Annotated in this window: 20 protein-coding genes; 11 read left to right on the forward strand and 9 right to left on the reverse strand. The window is 73.0% G+C overall.

All coding sequences use genetic code 11. The annotated features are described in order from the left end of the window. The first annotated feature begins 268 nt into the window (after positions 1-268). Positions 269-1477, forward strand: coding sequence for a type ISP restriction/modification enzyme (locus NP777_RS25870; protein ID WP_256652665.1), 1209 nt, complete (start codon positions 269-271; stop codon positions 1475-1477). 199 nt (positions 1478-1676) lie between these two features. Here NP777_RS25870 and NP777_RS25875 read toward each other — a convergent pair whose 3' ends face one another. Continuing rightward, the gene (locus NP777_RS25875; protein ID WP_256652592.1) at positions 1677-1940 is read right to left on the reverse strand and encodes a hypothetical protein; all 264 of its coding nucleotides are present in this window, start codon (positions 1938-1940) and stop codon (positions 1677-1679) included. A 226-nt stretch (positions 1941-2166) separates the two neighbouring features. Here NP777_RS25875 and NP777_RS25880 point away from each other — a divergent pair, with 226 nt between their 5' ends. From NP777_RS25880 to NP777_RS25895, 4 genes are all read left to right on the forward strand, one after another. Then, entirely contained in the window at positions 2167-3681 is a 1515-nt protein-coding gene (locus NP777_RS25880) for a DUF4331 domain-containing protein (RefSeq protein ID WP_256652593.1), read from the forward strand. A 196-nt stretch (positions 3682-3877) separates the two neighbouring features. Further along, positions 3878-5239 carry a tetratricopeptide repeat protein gene (locus NP777_RS25885; protein WP_256652594.1) on the forward strand — a complete coding sequence of 454 codons (1362 nt, stop codon included), beginning with the start codon at positions 3878-3880 and terminating at the stop codon, positions 5237-5239. A gap of 161 nt (positions 5240-5400) precedes the next feature. Continuing rightward, positions 5401-7020, forward strand: coding sequence for a HoxN/HupN/NixA family nickel/cobalt transporter (locus NP777_RS25890; RefSeq protein WP_391858575.1), 1620 nt, complete (start codon positions 5401-5403; stop codon positions 7018-7020). A gap of 46 nt (positions 7021-7066) precedes the next feature. Further along, positions 7067-8176, forward strand: coding sequence for a serine/threonine-protein kinase (locus NP777_RS25895; protein WP_391858576.1), 1110 nt, complete (start codon positions 7067-7069; stop codon positions 8174-8176). 99 nt (positions 8177-8275) lie between these two features. Here NP777_RS25895 and NP777_RS25900 read toward each other — a convergent pair whose 3' ends face one another. Then, positions 8276-9082 (reverse strand): SGNH/GDSL hydrolase family protein, encoded by an 807-nt coding sequence (locus NP777_RS25900; protein WP_256652595.1) that lies wholly within the window; start codon positions 9080-9082, stop codon positions 8276-8278. Positions 9083-9555: 473 nt separating this feature from the next. On the opposite strand from NP777_RS25900, the gene NP777_RS25905 reads away from it, so the two are divergent. Beyond that, positions 9556-9942: a DUF1616 domain-containing protein gene (locus NP777_RS25905; RefSeq protein WP_256652596.1), complete on the forward strand. Its 387-nt coding sequence runs from the start codon at positions 9556-9558 to the stop codon at positions 9940-9942. 388 nt (positions 9943-10330) lie between these two features. After that, positions 10331-11443 (forward strand): DUF5925 domain-containing protein, encoded by a 1113-nt coding sequence (locus NP777_RS25910; protein WP_256652667.1) that lies wholly within the window; start codon positions 10331-10333, stop codon positions 11441-11443. A gap of 82 nt (positions 11444-11525) precedes the next feature. Here NP777_RS25910 and ddaH read toward each other — a convergent pair whose 3' ends face one another. Continuing rightward, entirely contained in the window at positions 11526-12314 is a 789-nt protein-coding gene (gene ddaH / locus NP777_RS25915; protein WP_256652668.1) for a dimethylargininase, read from the reverse strand. Between the two features lie 80 nt (positions 12315-12394). Beyond that, positions 12395-12775, reverse strand: coding sequence for a GntR family transcriptional regulator (locus tag NP777_RS25920; protein WP_256652597.1), 381 nt, complete (start codon positions 12773-12775; stop codon positions 12395-12397). Between the two features lie 223 nt (positions 12776-12998). On the opposite strand from NP777_RS25920, the gene NP777_RS25925 reads away from it, so the two are divergent. Next, positions 12999-13928 (forward strand): GNAT family N-acetyltransferase, encoded by a 930-nt coding sequence (locus tag NP777_RS25925; protein ID WP_256652598.1) that lies wholly within the window; start codon positions 12999-13001, stop codon positions 13926-13928. Positions 13929-13933: 5 nt separating this feature from the next. On the opposite strand, the gene NP777_RS25930 is transcribed toward NP777_RS25925, so the two are convergent. From NP777_RS25930 to NP777_RS25940, 3 genes are all read right to left on the reverse strand, one after another. Beyond that, entirely contained in the window at positions 13934-14524 is a 591-nt protein-coding gene (locus NP777_RS25930) for a TetR/AcrR family transcriptional regulator (protein ID WP_256652599.1), read from the reverse strand. Positions 14525-14585: 61 nt separating this feature from the next. After that, a complete protein-coding gene (locus NP777_RS25935) occupies positions 14586-15689 on the reverse strand; it encodes a methyltransferase domain-containing protein (protein WP_256652600.1) in 1104 nt (367 codons plus the stop codon). Between the two features lie 37 nt (positions 15690-15726). Then, positions 15727-16473 (reverse strand): SAM-dependent methyltransferase, encoded by a 747-nt coding sequence (locus NP777_RS25940; RefSeq protein WP_256652601.1) that lies wholly within the window; start codon positions 16471-16473, stop codon positions 15727-15729. A 233-nt stretch (positions 16474-16706) separates the two neighbouring features. Between NP777_RS25940 and NP777_RS25945 the strand changes: the two genes are divergently transcribed. Genes NP777_RS25945 through NP777_RS25955 form a run of 3 tightly spaced genes read left to right on the forward strand, consistent with a single transcriptional unit; the run spans position 16707 to position 20909 of the window. Then, positions 16707-18002: an MFS transporter gene (locus tag NP777_RS25945; RefSeq protein ID WP_256652669.1), complete on the forward strand. Its 1296-nt coding sequence runs from the start codon at positions 16707-16709 to the stop codon at positions 18000-18002. A gap of 5 nt (positions 18003-18007) precedes the next feature. Beyond that, entirely contained in the window at positions 18008-19798 is a 1791-nt protein-coding gene (locus NP777_RS25950) for a glycoside hydrolase family 35 protein (protein ID WP_256652602.1), read from the forward strand. Positions 19799-19817: 19 nt separating this feature from the next. Continuing rightward, on the forward strand, positions 19818-20909 hold the full coding sequence (locus tag NP777_RS25955; protein WP_391858577.1) for a LacI family DNA-binding transcriptional regulator: 1092 nt from the start codon (positions 19818-19820) through the stop codon (positions 20907-20909). Positions 20910-20990: 81 nt separating this feature from the next. On the opposite strand, the gene NP777_RS25960 is transcribed toward NP777_RS25955, so the two are convergent. Together NP777_RS25960 and NP777_RS25965 are read right to left on the reverse strand one after the other, a co-directional pair. Next, positions 20991-21410, reverse strand: a complete 420-nt coding sequence (locus tag NP777_RS25960; protein ID WP_256652603.1) for a type II toxin-antitoxin system VapC family toxin — start codon at positions 21408-21410, stop codon at positions 20991-20993. Then, positions 21407-21637: a FitA-like ribbon-helix-helix domain-containing protein gene (locus tag NP777_RS25965; RefSeq protein WP_256652604.1), complete on the reverse strand. Its 231-nt coding sequence runs from the start codon at positions 21635-21637 to the stop codon at positions 21407-21409. The genes NP777_RS25960 and NP777_RS25965 overlap by 4 nt, the downstream gene beginning before the upstream one ends. Positions 21638-21664 lie beyond the last annotated feature (27 nt).

Raw genomic sequence — 21664 nt, forward strand, 5'->3', positions numbered from 1 at the left:
CTTTGCCGCCTGCGGCGGGCTGTCCCCTCCCCGCCCCTTCCCACAACTGGGGCTCCGCCCCAGACCTCGGACGCCCTTCGGGCGTGTCCTCAAACGCCGGACGGGCTGAAATCAGCCCCTCCGGCGATTGAGGAGCGGGGTCCGGGGCGGAGCCCCCCACGCGGCGGAGCCGCATATCGTCAGGTGTCGGGAAGGGGCGGGTAGGGGAAAGCTCCCAGCCGGTCCGACGACGGGCAGCCCCCTGGAAGGACAGGGCGGCATGGATACCATGCCGGGCGTGGGAGAACGTGAGGCGCCACCGCTGGGGGACCTGATGCCGTGGGCCGTGGGGCCGCTGCGGCTCGGGCGGGCCTGGGTCATGGGACCGGACGCGGCCTCGCTCCGGGCGCGCTGGGAGCGGCTGACCCGGGCCGAGGACGAGGCGGCGCGGGCCGCGCTGTTCCGGCCGACCCGCGCCCGTACGCCGCACAGCTCCGTACCGCAGCTACCCGGCCAGACCACCTCCACCGCCCGGCTGGCGCGCGAGGACGGGCCGTGCCCCGAGCCGGTGCGGATCGCGCACGGACCCTTCGACCAGCAGTGGCTGATACCGGATCACCGGCTGATCGACGCCGCCCGCCCCGAGCTGTGGCGGGTGGCGGACGACCGGCAGATCCATGTCGTCGAGGCTTCGGGACCGGACCCGGACCCGGTGCTCACCTTCTCCGCGCTGCTGCCGGACGGCCACTCCCCCGCGGGCCGCCCCGGCCGGATCCGTCCGCTCTACCGCCGCCCCGGCGGGCGGGAGCCCAATCTCGCGCCCGGACTGCTGGACCACCTCACCGCGCGGCTCGGCCGCCCGGTGACCGCCGAGGACGTCCTGGCCTGGACCGCCGCCACGGCGCGCGGCGCGCCATGCGCCGTACCCCTGACCGCCGACCCGGAGCTGTGGGAGGCGGGCGTGGAGCTGGGCCGCCGTGCGCTGTGGCTGCATACGCGCGGGGCGCACAGTGGTGAACGCCCGCGCATGCCGGGTGGCCGGCGCCCCTATGTCCGCGCCGCGCTTCCGTCGAGCGGGCTGCCGGGGTCGCTTGACTACGATCCGGAGGAGGAGGCCCTGCTGCTGGGCGAGGGCCGCGTCTCCCCCGTCCCGCGGGCCGCATGGGACTTCCAGGCGGGCGGCGTACGGGTGCTGGAGACCTGGTTCGAGCAGCGCACCGCCGCGCGGGAGCCGGGCACGCTGGAGGCGATCGGCCCGGCGGGCTGGCCGTCCGGGTGGACCTCGGAGCTGCTGGAGCTGATCACGGTGCTGGCGCTGCTCGCCGAGCTGCGTCCGGAGCTGCGGGCCCTCGCCGACCGGGTGGCGGACGGCGCGCCGATCGACGCGGCGGAGCTGCGGGGGGCGGGAGTGCTGCCGGTGCCCGGCGCGGCCCGGCGCCCGGCGTCCGTACTGGACCACCACGAGGAGGGCCCGGAGGGGCAGTTCGCCCTGCTCTGAGCCCGAACTCTCTGGGCCCGACCCCTCTTGAGCCCGAATCCTCTGGGCACTGGCCGCGCGGCCGGTCGTGGCCTCTCGTCGGCATCCCACGGCGACAGCGCCGTGGGGTGGATCACAGCACGGACTCACCGGCTGGAGCGAACCGGTTGACCCCGTGCCTGCCCGGGATGACGACGAAGACGCCTACGGGCCGGCCGGGTCAGCCGTGGTTGCCGAACAGCGAACGGCGCAACCGGCGCAGCGGCGCGAACAGCGACACCCGCGCACCCCGGCTGTTCTTCGCGCGTGCGTGGTCGCGCGCGGTCAGCTCCTGCATCAGCACCGCCGCGCTCTCCGCCTCCCGCTGCGGGACGGCAGGGCCGCCCATCACCGCGAGATGGCGCTCGAGGCGCGCACTGGACGCACCGCTTCCGCAGTTGATCGCAGGCACTCGTGGCCTGCTCCGTACCGTTATCTGCTCCATGACACTCCCCACCCGTACGAGGGCACCCGCCCCGGGCAGAGTAACCCTACCTCCCCGAGCCGTCACCCACGCATCCCAGGTTCCGGATTCACCACCGCGTCAAGGGTGTTGACGATACCTATCACGCGCAAACAAATTCCCGAGCCGACCAATCCATGCGTCCGCCGGGTCCGAATAGCCGCATGAAGGACTGCTCCAACAAGCGTGCGAAGGACGGACCCACAGGATGACCGCAATCACCAAGAGCCTGGCCGCGCTGGTCAGCTGCGCACTGGCGGCCGGCGGGCTCACGGCCGCCGGAGTGGCCGTACTGCAGCCCGGGACGGCGCAGGCTTCGAGCCACCGCGAGGCGCCGCTGATCTCCGGTCAGCCGCAGTACGACGCCACGGACGTCTACGCGTTCGTCAGTCCGGACAAGCCGGACACAACCACCATGGTCGTCAATGTGCTGCCGTTCCAGGACCCCGCGGGCGGCCCCAACTTCTACAAGTTCGCCCATGACGCCCGCTACGACCTGCACGTCGACAACGACGGCGACGGCCAGGGCGATCTGCTCTTCCGGTGGACCTTCAAGGACCACCTCAAGAACGGCGACACGTTCCTCTACAACACCGGGCCGGTGAACTCGATCGAGGACGCCACCCTCAACTTCACCCAGACATACGACCTCGAAGTCATCAAGCTGAAGGACCAGAAGGCCGTCGCCCGCGCCAAGCTGGGCAGCGATCTGCCGGTCGCGCCGTCGAACGTCGGCAAGGCGTCCATGCCCGACTACCAGAAGCTCCGCGACCAGTCGGTGCGGAAGATCGGCTACAGCGGGGGCTCGACCGCCTTCGCCGGTCAGGCCGACGACCCGTTCTTCCTCGATCTGCGCGTCTTCGACCTGCTGTACGGCGGCGACATGTCCGAGGTCGGCAATGACACCCTCAAGGGCTACAACGTCCAGTCGATGGCCCTCCAGGTGCCGACGTCGGCACTGACCGAGTCCAAGGACCAGCCGGTGATCGGCGTCTGGGCCACCACCCACCGGCAGACCGCCGACGGCGACTGGACCCAGGTCTCCCGGCTCGGCAGCCCGCTGGTCAACGAGGTGGTCATCCCGCGCAAGGACAAGGACAAGTTCAACGCCTCCGCGCCGTGGGACGACGGGCAGTTCCTGAAGTTCGTCCAGGACCCCGAACTCCCCAAGCTGGTCGAGCAGATCTACAAGATCAAGGCGCCGGACACCCCGCGCGACGACCTGGTGCAGGCGTTCCTCACCGGTGTGCCCAAGCTCAACCAGCCGCCGAACGTGCGCCCCGCCGAGGAACTCCGGCTCAACACCTCCATAGAACCCAACGACAGCCCCAAGCGGCTGGGCGTCCTGGACGGCGACAACGCGGGCTTCCCCAATGGCCGCAGGCTCTCCGACGACGTCCTGGACATCGCGCTCCAGGTCATGGAGGGCGAACTGCTCGGCAAGAAGAACGATCTGGGCGACGCGGTGGACGAGAACGACCAGAAGTTCGGCGGCTCCTTCCCGTATCTGGCGCTGCCCAGCTCCGGTTCGGACGCCAAGGCCGTCTCCAAGAGCGCCGGGCAGTCGCTGCTGAACGGCGGCTCGGGCGTCGGCTCCTCGTCCGACGACAACATGCTGCTGGCCGGGTCCGCGGCGGCCGGTGGCGGGGCCGTGTTGCTGCTGGGCCTCGGATTCCTCTGGATGCGGTCGCGCCGGCGGGGTCCGCGCGTGCGCCGGCACTGAACCACGGGTGCCATCGGGCCCGTACCACCGGGCGCGGCCCCGCCGAAACCCGCGCGGCGGCCGCGCCCAGGCGCCTCCTCGCCCGTTCGTCCGTACCCGTTCGTCCGTACCCGTTCGTCCGTCCGTTTCCCCGCCTCCCCGCCTCCCCGCCTCCCCGCCTCCCGCGTTCCTGGCTCAGCGAAAGGCAGCTGTCACCATGGCTCTTCGGCCATCCCTCCCCCCTACGGCCCGGACCGCGGCCGTGGTGTTCGCGCTCGCGGCCGGGCTGACCGCCGCCTCGATCGTGATCGACGCCTCGGACGGGCCGGGCGGATCCGGCGGCGGCCAGGACGCCGCCCGCGCGGTGCACCCGGCCGCCGCGCGGTACGAGCAGCTCAGCGGCGACGGCCTCGCCCGGCAGATCGACGCGATGCAGACCCATCTGCGCGGTGAGCCGAAGGACGCGGAGAGCTGGGCCGGTCTCGGCTCGGCCTATGTCGAGCAGGCCAGGACCAGTGGCGACCCCACCCGCTATCCGCAGGCGGACAAGGCGTTCGCCCGCTCCCTGTCCCTCGAGCCGCGCGACAACGACGTGGCGCTCGCCGGGCGCGCCTCGCTCGCCGCCGCCCGCCATGACTTCAAGGGCGCGCTGCGCGACGCCGGCAAGGCCCTGAAGGTGAACTCCTACAGCCAGGGGGCGCTGGCCGTCCGGGTGGACGCCCTCGTCGAACTGGGCCGCTACGAGGACGCGTACACGGCCGCGAAGAAGGCCGACTCCCTGCGCCCCGGCATCCCCGTCTTCACCCGCCTCGCCTACGTCCACGAACTGCGCGGCGACGCGGCCGGGGCGCGCCGGGTGCTGCTGCGCGCCCAGGACTCCGCCACCTCGCCCGGCGATATCGCCTACGTCTCGACCGCGCTCGGCCAACTGGCCTGGAGCCAGGGCGAGTACGACACGGCGCGGCGTGCGTACGACACCGCGCTGCGCGCCGTCCCCGGCTATCTCCCGGCGCTGGAGGGCCAGGGCCGCACTTCGGTCGCGGACGGCCGCCAGAAGGCCGGGATCCGCGACCTGGAGGCGGTCGTACGGCGCTATCCGCTGCCCGCCGAGCTAGCGGCGCTGGGCGAGGCGTACGAGGCGCGGGGCGACCGCTCCAAGGCGCGTGGGCAGTACGCGGTCGTCGACACCTGGATCGCGCTCGCACGGGCCAACGGGGTGGCGACCGACCTGGACAGCGCGCTGGTCGCGGCCGACCACGGCGATGTGAAGGAGGCTCTGAAGGCGGCCCGCGCCGAGTGGGACCGACGGCGCACCGTGCACACCGCCGACGCGCTGGCCTGGGCCCTGCACCGCGACGGCGAGGACGAGGAGGCCCTGAAGTACGCCGAGCACGCCGCCGAGCCGGGCTACCGCAACGCGGCGTTCCTCTACCACCGGGGCGTCATCGAGAAGTCCCTCGGCGACGACGGTTCGGCGCGCCGCCACCTGAAGTCCGCGCTCGACCTCAACCCGGGCTTCTCGCCCACGGGCGCGAGGGCGGCGAAGGCAGCGCTGAAGGAGCTGGAGACCGCCCGATGACACTCCCCCACCCCAGCCCCTGGGCCCAGCCCCGGGCTCCCCGTCTCGGGCTCCGCCGCCGAAGCGACGCCGACGAAACCCGGAGCACCGGGCGGCGCGCCCGTTGGCGGCTGGGGGCCCGATCGCAAAACCAGGCCCAGCCCCCGGCCCCCCGGCCATGGATGCGCACCCTAAGCCGCACCGGCGAAACCCCGAGCCCCGGGCTGCGCACGCGTGGGCGGCTGGCGGTCTTCGGGGTGCTGGCTGCGGCCGTTGCGATGGTGGTGTTGCCTGCTGGGAGTGCCGAGGCGCATCCGCTCGGGAACTTCACCGTCAACCGTTATGACGGGCTCGTGGTCACCCCGGGGACGCTGCGGGTCGACCATGTCGAGGACCTCGCCGAGATCCCCGCCGCCCAGGCGAAGCCGGAGATCGACCGCGACGGCGACAGCACGCTGTCCGGGCGGGAGTTGGGCGAGTGGGCGGCGCGGCGGTGTGCGAGCGCTGCGGAGGGGGCGCGGATGACGGTCGACGGGCGCGAGGTGCCCGTACGCGCCGGGCGCGCCCAGGCCCGTCAGCGCCCCGGCCAGGCCGGGCTGCCGACGCTGCGGGTGGAGTGCCGCCTCACGGCCGCGCTGGGCCACGGCGAACGGGCCACCGTCGCCTATCGCCCGCGCGACATCGGTACGGGCCCCGGCTGGCGGGAGGTGACGGCGCGGGGCGACCGTATGACGCTCACCGACGCCGACGTCCCCAAGGCCTCCGCCTCCCACCGGCTGGTCCGCTACCCGGCGGGGCAGCTCTCCTCGCCGCCCGATCAGCGATCGGCCGCGCTGAAGGTCGAGGCGGGCGGCCCCGCGCTGGCCGCCACGGCGGAGTCCGGGCGGGAGGACGCGGTGGGCTCGTCGGTGCTGCCGCGCGGGGTGGACCGGTGGACGCAGGCGCTCACCTCGATGGTGGCGCGCCATGACATCACCTTCGGCTTCGCCCTTACGGCCTTCGCCACCGCCGTCCTGCTGGGCGCGATGCACGCCCTGGCACCCGGCCACGGCAAGACGATGATGGCGGCGGCCGCGGCGGCGGGCGGGCGCAGCGCGCTGCGCGACGTACTGGCACTGGGCGCGTCGGTGACGGTCACCCACACCTTGGGGGTGTTCGCGCTGGGGCTGCTGGTGACGGCGGGTTCGGCGGCCGTCCCCTCGGTGATCTCGTGGCTGGGCATCGCGAGCGGTGTGCTGGTGGCGGTGGCCGGGGCGGGGCTGCTCCGCAAGGCGCTGCGCCGCCGTCGGCACACGCACGCCCATCACCACAGTCACGATCACGACCACGGCCATGCGCATGCGCACGACCACAACCACGACCACGACCACGGTCACCCCCACGACCACGGTCACCCCCACCCGCACACCCACGACCACGGCGACGGTCACACCCACACCCACGAGGTGCGCCCCACCCTGCGCGGCACGCTGCTGCTCGGCTTCGCCGGGGGCATGGTGCCCAGCCCCTCCGCCGTCATCGTGCTCGTCGGCGCGGCCGCGCTGGGCCAGGCGTGGTTCGGCTTCGTGCTGGTGGTGGCGTACGGGCTCGGGCTGGCGCTGACGCTCACGCTGGCCGGGTTCACCGCGGTGCGGCTGGGCGTGCGGGCCACGGAGCGGCTGGCCGCGCGCAAGGGGGCCGGGGGCCGGATCGACCGGCTGCTGGGGGCGGTGCGCCGCGCCTCGCCCGTCGGAACCGCCGCCATCGTCCTCGCGTTGGGGTGCGGATTGGTGTTGAGGGGGGCGGCAACGACGCTCGGTTGAGGTACATTCAGCCCGAATTGCTCGGTTGAGGGGGAGGGGCTCGGCCATGAGCGAAGAGGGTTTCGGGCGACGGGGCGAGCGCGTGGGCGGCGGCCGTTACCGCCTGCTGGGCGAGCTGGGCCGGGGCGGCATGGGCGTGGTGTGGCGCGCGTACGACGAGGCGCTGGGCCGCGAGGTCGCCATCAAGGAGGTGCGTGCCCCGGCCGGGCTCGGGGACCGCGACATCCAGCGGCTGTACGCGCGGATGGAGCGCGAGGGCCGGGCGGCGGCGCGGGTGTCGCACCGCAATGTGGTCACCGTCCACGACGTGGCCATGGAGGGCCGCCCGTGGATCGTGATGGAGCTGGTGCGCGGGCTGTCGCTGGCGGATGTGCTCGACGCCGAAGGGCCGCTGCCGCCCGCGCGGGCCGCGCGCATCGGCGCGGAGGCGCTGGCCGCGCTGCGCGCCGCACATGCGGTGGGCGTGCTGCACCGGGACGTGAAGCCGGGCAATGTGCTGCTGGCCAACGACGGCCGGGTGGTGCTCACCGACTTCGGGATCGCGGTGGTGGAGGGCGATGCGGCGCTGACGCTGACCGGGGAGCTCGTGGGCTCCCCGGAGTTCCTCGCCCCGGAGCGCGCCCTGGGCCGGTCGCCGGGCCCGGAGGCGGATCTGTGGTCGCTGGGCGTGCTGCTGTACGCGGCGGTGGAGGGGTCCTCGCCGTTCCGCCAGGACACCCCGCTGAGCACGCTGCGCGCCGTCGTGGACGAGTCGCTGCCGCGGCCGCGCCGGGCCGGGCCGCTCACCTCCGTACTGGAGGGGCTGCTGGCCAAGGATCCGGGGCGGCGGCTTTCGGCGGCGGAGGCGGAGCGGCTGCTGCGGCTGGTGGCCGCGGGAGGCACACCGGCGGGCGGCTCGGTGTCGTCCCCGAACGCCTTCGGGCCCACCGCCTCGGCGGAGACGGAGCCGCTGGGCCGCTTACCGGAGCCCGGTGTGACGCCCGCGTATCCCCCGGTACCGGACGGTCCGGCGGGGCCCGCCGACCCGGTGGGGCCCGCCGACGAGCCACCGCCGCCCCGGCTGCGGCGGGCCGCGGTGGTGGCGTTGGTGGCCGGGACGCTGCTGGCCGTACTGGCGCTGGGCGGGCTGACCTGGGCGCTGATCAATGGCGGCTAGGGGTGTCCGACGGATCGTGCCGCCCGCGACGGCGTAAGGACCCGCGAGGAGGCCCCGGCGGACGGGACCTCCTGCCCTGCGAGTGGTGGCGAGCGCGGGTCAGGCGGCTGAGCTGAAGACCGGGAGGTAGCCACCGGACTGGCCGGCGGCGGTCGGGTGGTAGGACTCGTCGATGGGGATGGTGACGCTGTTCAGCCAGGCGCTGCCGGAGCAGATCTCATGCCCGGTGAACGTCCCGGTGACGTCGCCGAAGCTGAAGCCGTGGTCGGCGGCGCGCTTGGCGGTGACGGAGTTGAGGGTATCGGCGCCGCTGTTGATCGCGGCGCGCTCGGCCTCGCTGAGGCCCACGATGCAGGAGCCGCTGAGCTTGTAGAACCGCGGGTAGCCGAGGACGACGACATGCGCGGAGGGGGCCTTGGCACTGATGGCGTTGTACACCTGGTCCAGCTTGCCGGGCAGGGTGTTCTGGACGAAGTTCTTGGCGTTGTTGACCGCGTTGATGCAGGTGGACTCGGACTGCAGCACGCAGGTCATCATGATGTCGGCGAAGCCCGCGTCATTGCCGCCGATGGAGATGGAGACGAGGCCGGTGCCGGAGTTCAGCGGGCCGAGCTGATTGTTCAGCACATCGCCGGTCTTGGCCCCGGAGCAGGCGGTGAAGTTGAAGCTCGAGGGGGCGTGCGAGGCGGCCCAGAGCGCGGGGTACGCCTTGGTGCTGCGCTTACAGCTGCCGCTGGCGCTGTCGTAGCTGCCCGCGCCGACGCCGGATGAGTAGGAGTCGCCCAGCGCCACATAGGCGGGGCCCGCGCTGTTCTCTGTGGCCTGGGCCGAACCGGCCCCGGTGAGGGCGAGGACGGCACCGACGACGAACGCACCCATCGTCGCCGTGAGTCTGGACAGTTTCATTCGATCTCCCTAGCAGGATCACTGCTGTGCCGATGTGAGGCGCGATAGCCCGAAAAATGGGCAATCGCGTTCGAAACCGTCAGTCACGTCGCGGGGATCGATCGATTGCAGCGGCGTGACATGGATATGTCATCCCGCGCAACCGGCCGATCTATGCGGGTAGTTGGCAAAAATCTTTCGATACGTGGCCGATACGTCCATGGGTCGGATGGAATCCGGATGAGTCATCACGGGACGCCCGGACAGCCCCGGCACACGGCCGACCCACGACCGACCCACGGCCGACCCACGACCGGCTCACGACCGGCTCACGGCCGACTCACGACTGGCGCACACGGCGCGACCAGCCCTGACGAGGGCTCAACCGGCCGCCCGCCCAGCGCCCGTTCACACGCTTTCTCCGTCTTGACGGCATCCGTCGACCGCGCGACATTGAAGCCCGGCATCCGGCGCTTCGGGGGGCAAAGCCGCCAATGCATACCATCACTGACGACAGACCGGCGGGCGGTGATTCGCTGCCGGTGATCGTGGGCGCCGCGGTGGGCATCGCGGGCCTCGGCGCGGCACTCGCGCTGGCCGACGTCCACTCACCGCTGCGGGCGCCGTTCACGCTGTTCTTCCTGCTCGCGGCGCCCGCGCTGGCCATAGGCAGCGCGCTGCGCGGGCTGGACGCGCTGACCCGCCCGGTGCTGGCGGTGGCGGGCGCGCTCGCGCTGGATCTGCTGGTGGCGGAGGTGATGCTGGCGCTGCGGATGTGGTCGGCGCGCGGCGGGGTGACGGCGGTGGGCGCCGTGAGCCTGCTGATCCTGGTGCCGGCGCTGCTCAGCCGCCTCGCCCGGCGCCGGGCGCCCGGCGAGTGAGCCGAATGGGCGCGCCCCTGCCGAAAGGGAGAGTGCGCGCCGAGCGCGAGGACTGTGATCGACATGCGGCTCCGCCGCGCGAGCGACCGAGCACGTCTCGGCCTCTCGGACGCCCAGGGTCTGCCGGTCCGCCGGCGCCCCCTTCGCCGTAATCCGGCCGACCCGCCCCGCCCCCTTCCCTCGGGCCCTTTGCCGGATCTCCGCAGAAGAAGGAGCTAGTGCCCCATAACGGGTGAGAGCATCCGGGAACGCACCCATTCCGGTGGGCTTCCGTGGAACAGCTCGGTAAACGGCCACAAACCTTGGTGCGCCCTCGCCCTCCGTCCTGGATCATGGGGGCGGGTGCGCTGACCGACGCACCAGGCCCCCCGTTCTCAGGAGGCAGACCCTGCCTACGACACCCGCCGAAAAGTCCCTTCCGATCCGGCTGAACGTCGATGACAGCGATTCGCCGTCGGATGTCGTCGACGCGCTCTTTCTGGGGCGCTTCGCGACCGGCGAGCAGCCGTACGCCCGCAGTCACTCCGTCGACCGGGTGAGGTCGGGCGCGACGCTGCTGCCGCCGTCCGCGACCGTGCTGCGCGCGGCCCGTGACGACGACCGCAGCGCGACACTGGCCGAGGGCGACGGCTGGACCCTGCTGATCTCCCGGTGGAACCGGGGGGCGGATGTGACCGTGACCGCCGTCGACGACGCCCTGGCCGAGAAGGTGCTGCACCAGGCCGTGGACGGCGCGGAGGACGAGCCGGAACCGCAGCCGGAGAACGTGGCGATGGGCTTCTGGTACGTCTCGCCGCGGCGCGGCCCGCACCGCACCACGCGGCAGATCTCGGCCGGGACCTGGGAGGAGATCCGCGACAACTACACGGCGCCGGTGGCCGAGGCGATGGACGGGCTGATGAAGGTCACCCCGGACGACATCGCCGGCCGTCTCCTGCTGCTGCACGGCCCGCCCGGCACCGGCAAGACCTCGGCGCTGCGCACCCTGGCCCGCTCCTGGCGGGACTGGTGCCAGGTGGACTGCGTCCTGGACCCGGAGCGGCTCTTCACCGACGTGGGCTATCTGATGGACATCGCGATCGGCGAGGACGACGGCACGGCCAAGGGGCGCTGGCGGCTGCTGCTCCTGGAGGACTGCGACGAGCTGATCCGCGGCGAGGCCAAGCACACCGCGGGTCAGGCGCTGTCCCGGCTGCTGAACCTGACGGACGGTCTGCTCGGCCAGGGCCGCAATGTGCTGGTCGGGGTGACCACCAACGAGGACCTGGAGCGGCTGCACCCGGCGGTGGTCAGGCCCGGCCGGTGTCTGGCCCGGATCGAGGTCGGCAAGCTGACCCGGCCGGAGGCGGTCAACTGGCTCGGTGGGGAGGTCGACGACCGGGAAGGTGTGATCGGGCGGGACGGGGCGACGCTCGCGGAGCTGTACGCGCTGCGGCGCGGCACCCGGCCGCCCGCCGTGCCGGCGCAGTCGGCGGAGTCGAACGCGGGGCTGTACCTCTGAGACCCCGTACGCCGAGGAGGGTACGGCGCGGGGGCTGACCGGCTGACCAGTTGCTCAGCCGTACAGCCCCCGCGGCCGTACGTCAGCCGTACAGCCCCCGCAGCCGTACGGACAGACAGGTCACACAGCCCTCCATCTTCTCGAACTCGCTGATGTCCACCGGCACCGGCTCATAGCCGAGGTCGGCGAACAGCTCGGCGCTGCGCGGCGCGCTCGACGCCATCAGCAGCTTGCCGCCGCCGAGCAGCACCACATGGGCGCCGGACTCCTCGGGGACGGGGAGGAAGCGAGGAAAGGCGGCCGGGTCGTCCACCAGCGGCGGATAGCCGATGACGGTGCCGTCCGGCAGCGCGGTGACCGCCGACTTCAGGTGGAGCACCTTGCTGACCGGTACCGCCACCACCCGCGCGCCCAGCGGCTCCAGCGCGGCGCGCAGCTGACGGATGCCGTCGCCGTTGGTGCGTCCGCCGCGTCCCACGTAGACGGTGTCGCCGATCTTCAGGACGTCCCCGCCGTCCAGCGTCCCCGGCTCGCGGATCCGGTTCAGCGAGCAGCCGAGGGCGGTCACGGCCTCCTCGGCGGTCGCGGTCTCGGGCCTGCGGGACTCGGCTCCTGGGCGGCCGATCACCGCGACGTTCCGGTGGACGACCATGGTGTCCTCGACGAACACCCCGTCCGGGCAGTCGTCCAGCGCGGGCAGCTCGATCGTCTCCCAGCCGTGTGCGCGCAGCGCCACGACGTAGACCTCCCACTGCCGCAGGGCCAGCGCGGGGTCGACCGGGGTGCGGTCGATATGGGTGACGAGCCCGTCGGCGAGGCGGGGGCTGGGGCGCCGGACGAGGGCTTTGCGGCTGGTCGTACGGCCGGTCATGGGGTTGGGCAGCGCGCTGGTCATGGGGGACAGCATGTCAGGCGGGATCACCGCCGGAGCCAGGAGTCACCCCCGCCGAGTCACTCGGAGTCGCCGTAGACCGCGCGCAGGGCGTCCTCGACGGTGGCGAGTGCGGCCGCGCGGTCCAGGCCCAGCCGCCGCGCCCGCTGGGCGTAGGTCTGGGCGGCCTCGGCGGCCCGGCGCAGGGTCGCGTCGCCCGCCGCCGCGATGAAGGTGCCGTGGCGGCCGCGGGTCTCGATCACACCGTCCGCCTCCAGCGCCCGGTACGCCTTGGCGACGGTGTTCGCCGCCAGCCCCAGCTCCTCGGCGAAGCCCCGTACGGTGGGCAGCTTGTAGCCCACGGGAAGCGTGCCGGAGCGGGCCAGCTCGGCGATCTGCGCGCGGATCTGCTCGAAGGGGGCGGTCGCCGCGTCCTGGTCGACGGTGATCTGCAAGGCCACGTGGGGACTCCTGGGGCATGGGTGCGGGACGGTGTTTGTGGCACCCATTGTGTGCCAGGCCGAGGGGAACCGCATGACCCCGGTGATCTAGGGGGCTTCTGATGGATCTCCGCGGCGTCGCGCCGGGCGTCGCGACGCCGCGGAGATCCATCAGAAGCCCCCTAGCCCACGAGCTGCGGAAATATCGGGCGGTCCGGGCTGACAGGCCGTAATCTGCGCAACCATGACCATGACTGTGCGCGATTTCCGGGCCACCGACGCGGAGGCCGTGGCGGCGGCGCGACGTTCCGCCTTCCCCTTTCTGGTGACCACGCCCCGGACGGTGGTCTGGACGTCGGAGAGCGCGCCCGTCGAACAGCACCACCGGCTGCTGGTCGCCGAGGTGGACGGGCGGGTGGTGGGCTCGAGCGAGGTGGGTCTCTTCCACGACAGCGAGGAGCCGGGGCAGGCGTTCGCCGATACGACGGTGGGCGCGGGAGCGCGTGGGCGGGGCGTGGGGTCGGCGCTGGTGACCGCCGCGGAGGAGTATCTGTCCGGGCTGGGCACCGCGAAGATCTTCTCCTGGACGCTGGACGAGGCGTCTTCGGTGACCTTCGCCGAGCGGCGTGGCTATCGGCGCGGCCGCTGCTCCCGTGTGCAGCGGCTGGACCTGACGGCGGCGGAGCTGCCGCCGCTGGGCGCGGGCGGCCTCCCGGACGGGGTGGAGCTGCGCACGGCCGCGGACTTCGCGGACGATCCGCGGCCGCTGTACGCGGCGGATGTGGAGTGCACGGCGGACGAGCCGGGCGATGTGGACACGGCGACGCCGCCGTACGCCGAGTGGCTGGCCCTGAACTGGGAGCACCCCGCGCTGGACCGCGAGCTGACGTCGGTGGCGGTGGTGGACGGCGCGGTGGCCGCCTACAGCGTGGCCCACACGGACGGCCGGGGCCGCTACTGGTCCGGTATGACCGGCACCCGCCGCGCCTTCCGCGGCCGCGGCCTGGCCAAGCTGACCAAGAACGACTCGCTCCGCCGCGCCCGCTCGGCCGGCTGCCGGGAGGCGTTCACCGGCAACGACGGCGACAACGGGCCGATGCCGGCGGTCAACAAGTGGTTCGGCTACGAACCGGCGGCCACGGAGTGGCGCTACGTACGCGAGCTCTCGGCGTAGCCGCGTCAGCGCGGTTGGCGCAGCCCCGAGATGAGCAGCCCGACGAGGTGGCGTGCGTCGTAGCGGGAGCTGTTGCCGGCTCCCGCGCAGAGGCTGCCGACGCCGCGCATCAGCTCGTAGGCGTCCTGGCCGGAGCGGATCTCGCCCGCGGCGACCGCGGCGTCGAGCAGCTGATCGCAGATGGGCAGGAGCCGGTCGATGAAGTAGGAGTGCAGGGGGTCGAAGCAGGGATCGTCGGACTGGAACACGGCGGCGAGGCCATGCTTGGTGACCAGGAAGCCGACAAAGAGGTCGATCCACCGGCCCAGTGCGGTGTGCGGGGTCTCGCCGCTCGCCAGCAGGGCCGGACCGGCCTCGGCGAGGGCCTCGACCTGGTGCCGGTAGACGGCGACGATGAGGTCCGCCCGGGTCGGGAAGTGGCGGTAGATCGTGGCCGTCCCGACCCCGGCCTTGGCCGCGATATCGCGTATCGGCGCTTCCACGCCCGAGCTGACGAACACCGCGGCGGCGGCCTCGAGCAGCGCCTGCTCATTGCGCCGCGCGTCCGCCCGCTTGGGCCGGGCCGCGCGCTCCGCGTCTCGGTCGTTGTCGTTCACCGCACCCTCCCTTCGCGGCCGAGTCTAACGAAACGGGACAACGTCCCATAACCTGTGACCGTCAGAGCGGGGTCAGCCGGCCGGGCCCCTCGGGGGCGTACCCGATGGGGTCGTCCGGCTCATGCCAGTGGAGGGCGAAGCGGTGCCCCGCGCGATACGCCTCGAGGCCCGCGCGGCAGTACGCCACCATGTCGTCCGGCAACGCGTCCAGCGGGAACCAGCCCAGCTCGGAGCACTTCTCCGGCTCCCGATTGACGGGCTCGCGCCCGCCGTCCGACACCTCCGCCTCGAAGAACCACCCCGTACGGGCGTCCCCGGTCGGCGCCTTGTGCTGCAGCACCAGCACGGCCCGCACCGCATCCGGGGCCAGCCCGACCCCGATCTCCTCGGCCGCCTCCCGGACCATCGCGGCCCGCACGTCCTCACCGTCCTCGACATGCCCGGACGGGGCGTGCAGCAGCCCATCCGCATAGCCCGTGTTCGCGCGTCGGGCGAGGAGGACATCGGTCCCCCGGCGCAGGATCAGATGGACGTCCACGATCTCCCGATGCCGCCGCACCGGCGCGAGATCGGCCACCAGGGCATACCGCTCGTCGCGCACGACCCGCCCCCACAGCGCCGCGTCCAGCGCGAGCTGCTCGACCGACAGCCGCTCCGTCAACGGCCCGACCAGCGCCGACAGCTCGGCGGCGGTCAGCCCGACGGGCTCGGCCTCGCCCCACCGGCCCTCGATCAGCACCAGCCGCCCGCCCGGCCGCAGCAGCCGCACCCAACGCCGCAGCACCGCCCGCTGATCCGGCAGCATCCACAGCAGATGCCGCACCAGCACGACATCGAACCGCCCCTCCCCCACGGGCGGCTCCGCCGCGTCCCCGACGATCACGCCGGCCCCCGTCCCGGCCAGCTTCGCCCGCGCCAGCTCGACCATGCGCGGCGACCGATCGACCCCCGTCACCCGATGCCCCCACTCGGCCGCGAGCAACGCCAGGCTCCCCGTGCCGCACCCGAGGTCGAGCACATCCACGGCCCGCCCGGGCAACCACCCCCGCAGCCGCCCGGCCCACGCCTCCCGCACGACCGGGTCCCGCAGCCCATGATCCGGCTCATCGTCGAAGCCCGCCGCGGCGGCGTCCCAGTAGGCGGTGGTCGAGCTCTCTGCACCCATGCCGAGATGGTCGCATCGACCACTGACAACGCCCGTGTCAGGGACTCCGCCGCAGCACGAGCGTGACGAAGCCCAGCGTGCCGCGGTAGCCGGACAGCCACTGGGAGCGGTGCTCGGCGGCGACCTTGTAGGTGTCCAGGGCGTCGGGTTCCTCGCGGTGGTCCAGGGCCCAGCGGGAGAGGGAGCCGGTCCAGGACCACTCGTAGTCGTCCCACTCCCCGGCCGTGCTGACGTGGCCGTAGACCGGCGTCCAGCCGTCCGCGACGACACGGTCCACGGTGGTCGCGAGATCCGCGTAGTCGTCCCACGTGGCGCCCAGCGCGGAGAGGGCGGCGGCGTCGGGTTCGCGCTCCCAGAAGCCGTCGCCCACCAGGACATGGCCGTCCGGGGTGAGGAGTTCGCGCGCCGCCGCGAGTGTGGGCAGCAGGCCACCGAAGGCGTGCGCGGCGCCGACGCTCAGCACCACGTCGAAGCGGTGCGCCGAGGCGAAGACCGCGGCGTCCATCTCATGGAGGACCAGCCGGTCCGCGACCTCGGATTCCTCCGCGGCCTCGCGTGCCTGCTCCAGAGCCGCGGTGTGGATGTCCACCCCCTCGGCGCGCATCCACGGATAGCGGACCAGCAGCCGCCGCAGCCATTCGCCACCTCCGCAGCCGAGGTCGAGGGCGCGGTCGGCCTCGTCCGCCACGGCCCGGTCGAGCAGCCGGGCCACCGACTCGTCGGCGATCGGGGCGGCGATCGGATGGTCGGCGTGCGCGAGATGGGATCTCCGTTGACGGTCCATCCGCACAGCGTGGCAAGGCCCGGCCCCCTCCGCAGCCCATTTTCCAGGCTTGGTTCTCCGGGGCGCCCCGCCCCTTCCCGCGGCATATCGGTGCTGCGGGAAGGGGCGGGGAGGGGAACGAACCGCCGGACCCCGCAGCGCCCTGGCGGCGCCCTGGCAGCGCCCTGGGAGCAGGCCGCCAAACACCCTTGACGGCCTTGATGTTAGCGGTAACACTCCCCCTCGTGGACTCCTTGGAGCAACCAACGAGCACCCCCTCACCGCCACCTCCCCAACAGCTCTTCAACCGCCAGCTCTTCAGCCGCGCCGCCGTGGCCGCCTCCTGCGTCGGCTTCGTCCTCATCGGCGCGCTCCAGGCGCTCCACGGGCCGTCGATCCCCGCCCTGCGCGACACCTACGGGCTGTCGCCGTCGGCGGCCGGGGTCGGTCTGAGCGCGCATTTCATCGGCGCGGTCGCGGGTGTCCTCGTCTTCGACCGGCTCTTCGGCCGGATCGGCAACCGCCGGTTGCTCGGCTGGTCCTACCTGCTCATGGCGGGCGGCGCGGCCGGGTTCGCGCTCGCGCCCACCTGGCCGCTCGCCCTGGCTCTGGCGCTCCTCGCGGGGCTGGGCTTCGGCGGCATCGACTACGGGCTGAACCAGCTGTTCGCCGTCGGCTTCGGGCGCCGCAGCGCCGCCATGCTCAACATCCTCAACGCCCACTTCGGCATCGGCGCCGTCCTCGGCCCGGCCCTCATCGGCCTGGTCGGGGCCGCCCACTACCCCGCCGTCTTCCTCGGCTTCGCCGCGCTCACGCTGCCCCTGCTGCTGTGCCTGGCCGGGGTGCGCGACGAGGCCCCGCCGCGCGGCGGGGACACCGGCACAAGCGAAGCCACGGCCGAAGACACCGGCGCACACCACCGCGTCCGCGCCCGCGGCCTCGCCACCATCCTCGGCGCCTTCGTCGTCCTCTACGTGCTCCACGTCGGCATCGAATCCGGCGTCGGCGGCTGGGAGCCGACCCACCTGGAGACCGTCGGCTACGGAGCGACCGCCGCCGCCTCCGCGACCTCCGCCTTCTGGCTGATGATGACGGTCGGCCGCTTCCTCGTCGCCCCGCTCGCCCTCCGCTGGTCCGCCCAGGCGATCATCGCGGTGAGCTGCGCGGGGATGACGGGGTGTCTGCTGCTGGCCGCGATCCCCGCCGCGGCCCCGTACGCGTACGCGGGCGCCGGGCTGTTCATCGCGCCGATCTTCCCCACCGGGCTGCCCTGGCTGCTCCGGGCGGCACCGCGCGCCCACCGGGCCGGGGCGCTGGTCATGGCGGCCTCGATGGTCGGCGGGGTCGCCGCACCGCCCGCGCTCGGCAAGGCGATCGAACTCGCGGGCGTCCGCGCCGTACCGCTGATCCTCTGCGCCATCTCCGCGGTGTGCCTGATCACCACGGGATGGCTGATCCGGGCCGCGGCCCCGTCCGTACTCCCTACGTCATCACCCGAAATCCCGACACCACCCGACGAGCCCGCCCCCGCCGCCGAAAGGACCTCCTGACCCCCATGCCCGCCGTCCCGCCCGCCCTGACGCTCTCCGACGACGGCTTCCTGCTGCACGGCGAGCCCTTCCGGATCCTCTCCGGCGCCCTCCACTACTTCCGCACCCACCCCGACCAGTGGGCCGACCGGCTGCGCAAGGCGCGGCTGCTGGGGCTCAACACCGTGGAGACCTACGTCCCGTGGAACCTCCACCAGCCCGCCCCCGGCACCCTGGACCTCGACGGCCTGCTCGACCTCCCCCGCTTCCTGGAGCTGGCCCACGCCGAGGGGCTGCGCGTACTGCTGCGTCCCGGGCCGTACATCTGCGCCGAGTGGGAGGGCGGCGGGCTGCCGTCCTGGCTGACCGCCCAGCCGGGCCTGCGCCCGCGCAGCCGCGACCCCCGCTTCACCGCCGCCGTGGACGCGTACCTCGATCTGCTGCTGCCGCCCCTGGCTCCCCATATGGCGGCGCGCGGCGGCCCGGTGATCGCCGTCCAGGTGGAGAACGAGTACGGGGCATACGGCGACGACACCGCCTATCTCGCGCGGCTGGCCGACGCGCTGCGCTCCCGCGGCATCGAGGAGCTGCTGTTCACCTGCGACCAGGCGAACAAGGCGGACCGGGCCGGCAAGTCGAAGCTGGCGGCCGGAAGTCTGCCCGGAGTGCTCGCCACCGGCACCTTCGGCGGCCGGATCGGCGACTCGCTGGAGGTGTTGCGCGCCCACCAGGAGAGCGGGCCGCTGATGTGCGCGGAGTTCTGGATCGGCTGGTTCGACCACTGGGGCGAGCCGCACCACGTACGGGCGGCGGACGACGCGGCCGCGGACCTGGACACGCTGCTGTCGGCGGGCGCGTCGGTGAACATCTACATGTTCCACGGCGGCACCAACTTCGGCTTCACGGCCGGCGCCAACCACGACCACGCCTACACCCCCGCCGTCACCTCCTACGACTACGACGCGGTGCTCACCGAATGCGGCGACCCGGGCCCCAAGTACGCCGCGTTCCGCGATGTCATCGCCCGCCACGCCGCCGTACCCGACGAGCCCATACCGGAGCCGTCGCCCAAGCTGCCGCCGACCGAAGTGCGCCTGACCGACTCGGCGAACGCCCTGGTCTGCGCCGAATTCCTGTCCCCCGGCGAGCGGTTCACCGACCCGCCCACCATGGAGCGGCTGGGCCAGGCGTACGGCTTCGTCCTCTACGGCACGGAGCTGCCCGCGCTCGGCGACCGCGTCCTGCACTTCACGGGCGGGGTGGGCGACCGGGCGCAGGTCTTCGTCAACGGCGCCCCGGCGGGCGTCCTGGAGCGCGAGCGCCACGAGGACACGCTGCATGTGCGGAGCCCGGAGTACGGGGCCCGGCTGGACGTCCTGGTCGAGAACATGGGCCGGGCGAACTACGGCCCGCGCATCGGCGACCCCAAGGGCATCACCGGCCCGGTCACCCTCGACGGCGAGCCCCTGGAGAACTGGACCTGCCACCCGCTCCCCCTGGACCACCTCCCCGAACTGCCCTTCCGTGGCACGGACACCCCCGTCGCCGGTCCGTCCTTCCACCGTGGCACCTTTACGGTGGACACCCCCGCCGACGCGTTCCTCGCCCTGCCCGGCTGGACCAAGGGCGTGGCCTGGGTCAACGGCTTCCACCTCGGCCGCTACTGGTCGCGCGGCCCGCAGCGCCGCCTCTACGTGCCCGCGCCGGTGCTGCGGCCGGGGACGAACGAGCTGGTCCTGCTGGAGCTGCACGCGGCGACGACGCGGACGGTAAGGCTGACGGACGAGCCGGACCTGGGCTGGACGGACGAGGGCTGAGACGGACGAGGTGAAGCACATGGGGAGCGAGCCGGAGGATGAGGCGGGCGGGCCCCAGCGCGTCCGGCGGCGCCGGGCGACGGCGGGCGGCGGGGCCGTGATGGCCGATGTCGCCCGCCGCGCCGGGGTCTCCGGGCAGACCGTCTCCCGCGTCCTCAACGACCATCCCCGGGTCCGCCCCGAGACCCGCGAACGCGTCCGCGCCGCCATGCGCGAACTCGGCTACCGCCCGACCGCCAGCGCCCGCACCCTGGCCAGCGGCCGCAGCCGCACCCTCGGCGTGATCTCCTTCGACGCGGCCCGCTTCGGCCCGGCCGCCACGCTGGCGGGCATCAACGAGGCCGCGCAGGAGGCCGGTTACCTGGTCAGCACGATCGCGCTCACCGCCGCCGACCAGGCGGCGGTACGGGGCGCGGTCGACCGGCTGCTCGGCCAGGGCGCGGACGGCATCATCGCGATCGCCCCGCAGCACTCGGTGGGCGAGGCCCTGGTCGAGGCCGACCACGGCAGGCCCATGGTCACCCTGGACAAGAGCTTCGGCGCCCGCTTCCCCGTCGTCGCGGGCGACTCCGCGTCGGGCGCCCGCCAGGCCACGGAGCATCTGCTGCGCCTCGGCCACCGCACGGTCCGCCATATCGCGGGCCCGGTCGGCTGGATCGCCGCCGAGGCGCGGGTGGACGGCTGGCGGGCCGCCCTGAAGGACGCGGGCGCGGAGGCGCACGAGCCGCTCTTCGGCGACTGGAGCGCGGACTCGGGCTACGACCTGGGCCGCCGTATCGCCCACGACCCCGACGCCACGGCGGTGTTCGTCTCCAACGACCAGATGGCGGTGGGCGTCCTCCGCGCTCTCCACGAGGCGGGCCGCCGGGTCCCCGAGGACGTCAGCGTGGTCGGCTACGACGACATCCCCGAGGCCGCGCATCTGCTCCCCCCGCTCACCACGGTCCGTACGGACTTCGCGGAGATCGGCCGCCGCTGTCTGAGCCTGATGCTGGACCAGCTGGAACGCACCCCCGAACCGGGGGTGCGGGTGACCATCCCCACGGAGCTGGTCCTGCGTGAGAGCTGTGGCCACCTGTTTCGGGGTTCCGCCCGGCAGGCTCAGGGATAGAGGCCGGCCCGGAAGGTGAACGAGACGCGTCGTCCGCGTGTCCGGCCGTCCGGTTGGGTCGGCCACGTGGACGCCTCTTAGTCAGAAACGTGCGTCGAACGTCTCGACTTCACACCGCCCCGCACCACTTTTGCTGATCCTGGCATCACTGGTGATCAACGGGACACCCAGGCTTTCGGCAAGCGCGACGTACTGGGCGTCATAGGCGGACAGGTTGCTCGACAAGCCCTTGACTCGCTCCCACAGGATCAGCGTTTCATGCCGGTCGATCGGCAGGTCCCGATAGGTCGCCACGGCCTTGCGAAGCTGCTTCTCGTTCAGCTTGGGATCACCACCGCGTCGCCCGCGCGCCAGACCGAGCAACGCGGACATGATCTCGTAGTCGAGCAGGTGGGGTGCGGCGAGCCGGTCTTCCTTCGCGACCCGTTGACGTACCCCATGCCCTACGGGGCCCTCGTCCGTCAGGAAGAAGACGAGCGCGGAGCAATCGATGACGATCAACGGCCCGCCCTTGCGTCGTCGATCGCGGCGAGCACGTCCGATGCGCTCAGGCTGGCACTGGCCTCGGCTTCGGCGCGGGCCGCGACCTCGGCGAGGGTGGGCCTGGAGGCTTCGCCGACGAGGACGTCCAGCGCATACGCCTGGAGTGACTTGCCAGCCTGTGCGGCGCGGGCCTTCAGCGTGGCGAGGGCGTCGTCCGGTACATCGCGGATGGTTAGAGCGGTCATGTGCTGCATTTTAGCAGCACTGCATGC

The sequence above is a fragment of the Streptomyces rugosispiralis genome (assembly GCF_024505145.1).
GTDB lineage: Bacteria > Actinomycetota > Actinomycetes > Streptomycetales > Streptomycetaceae > Streptomyces > Streptomyces rugosispiralis.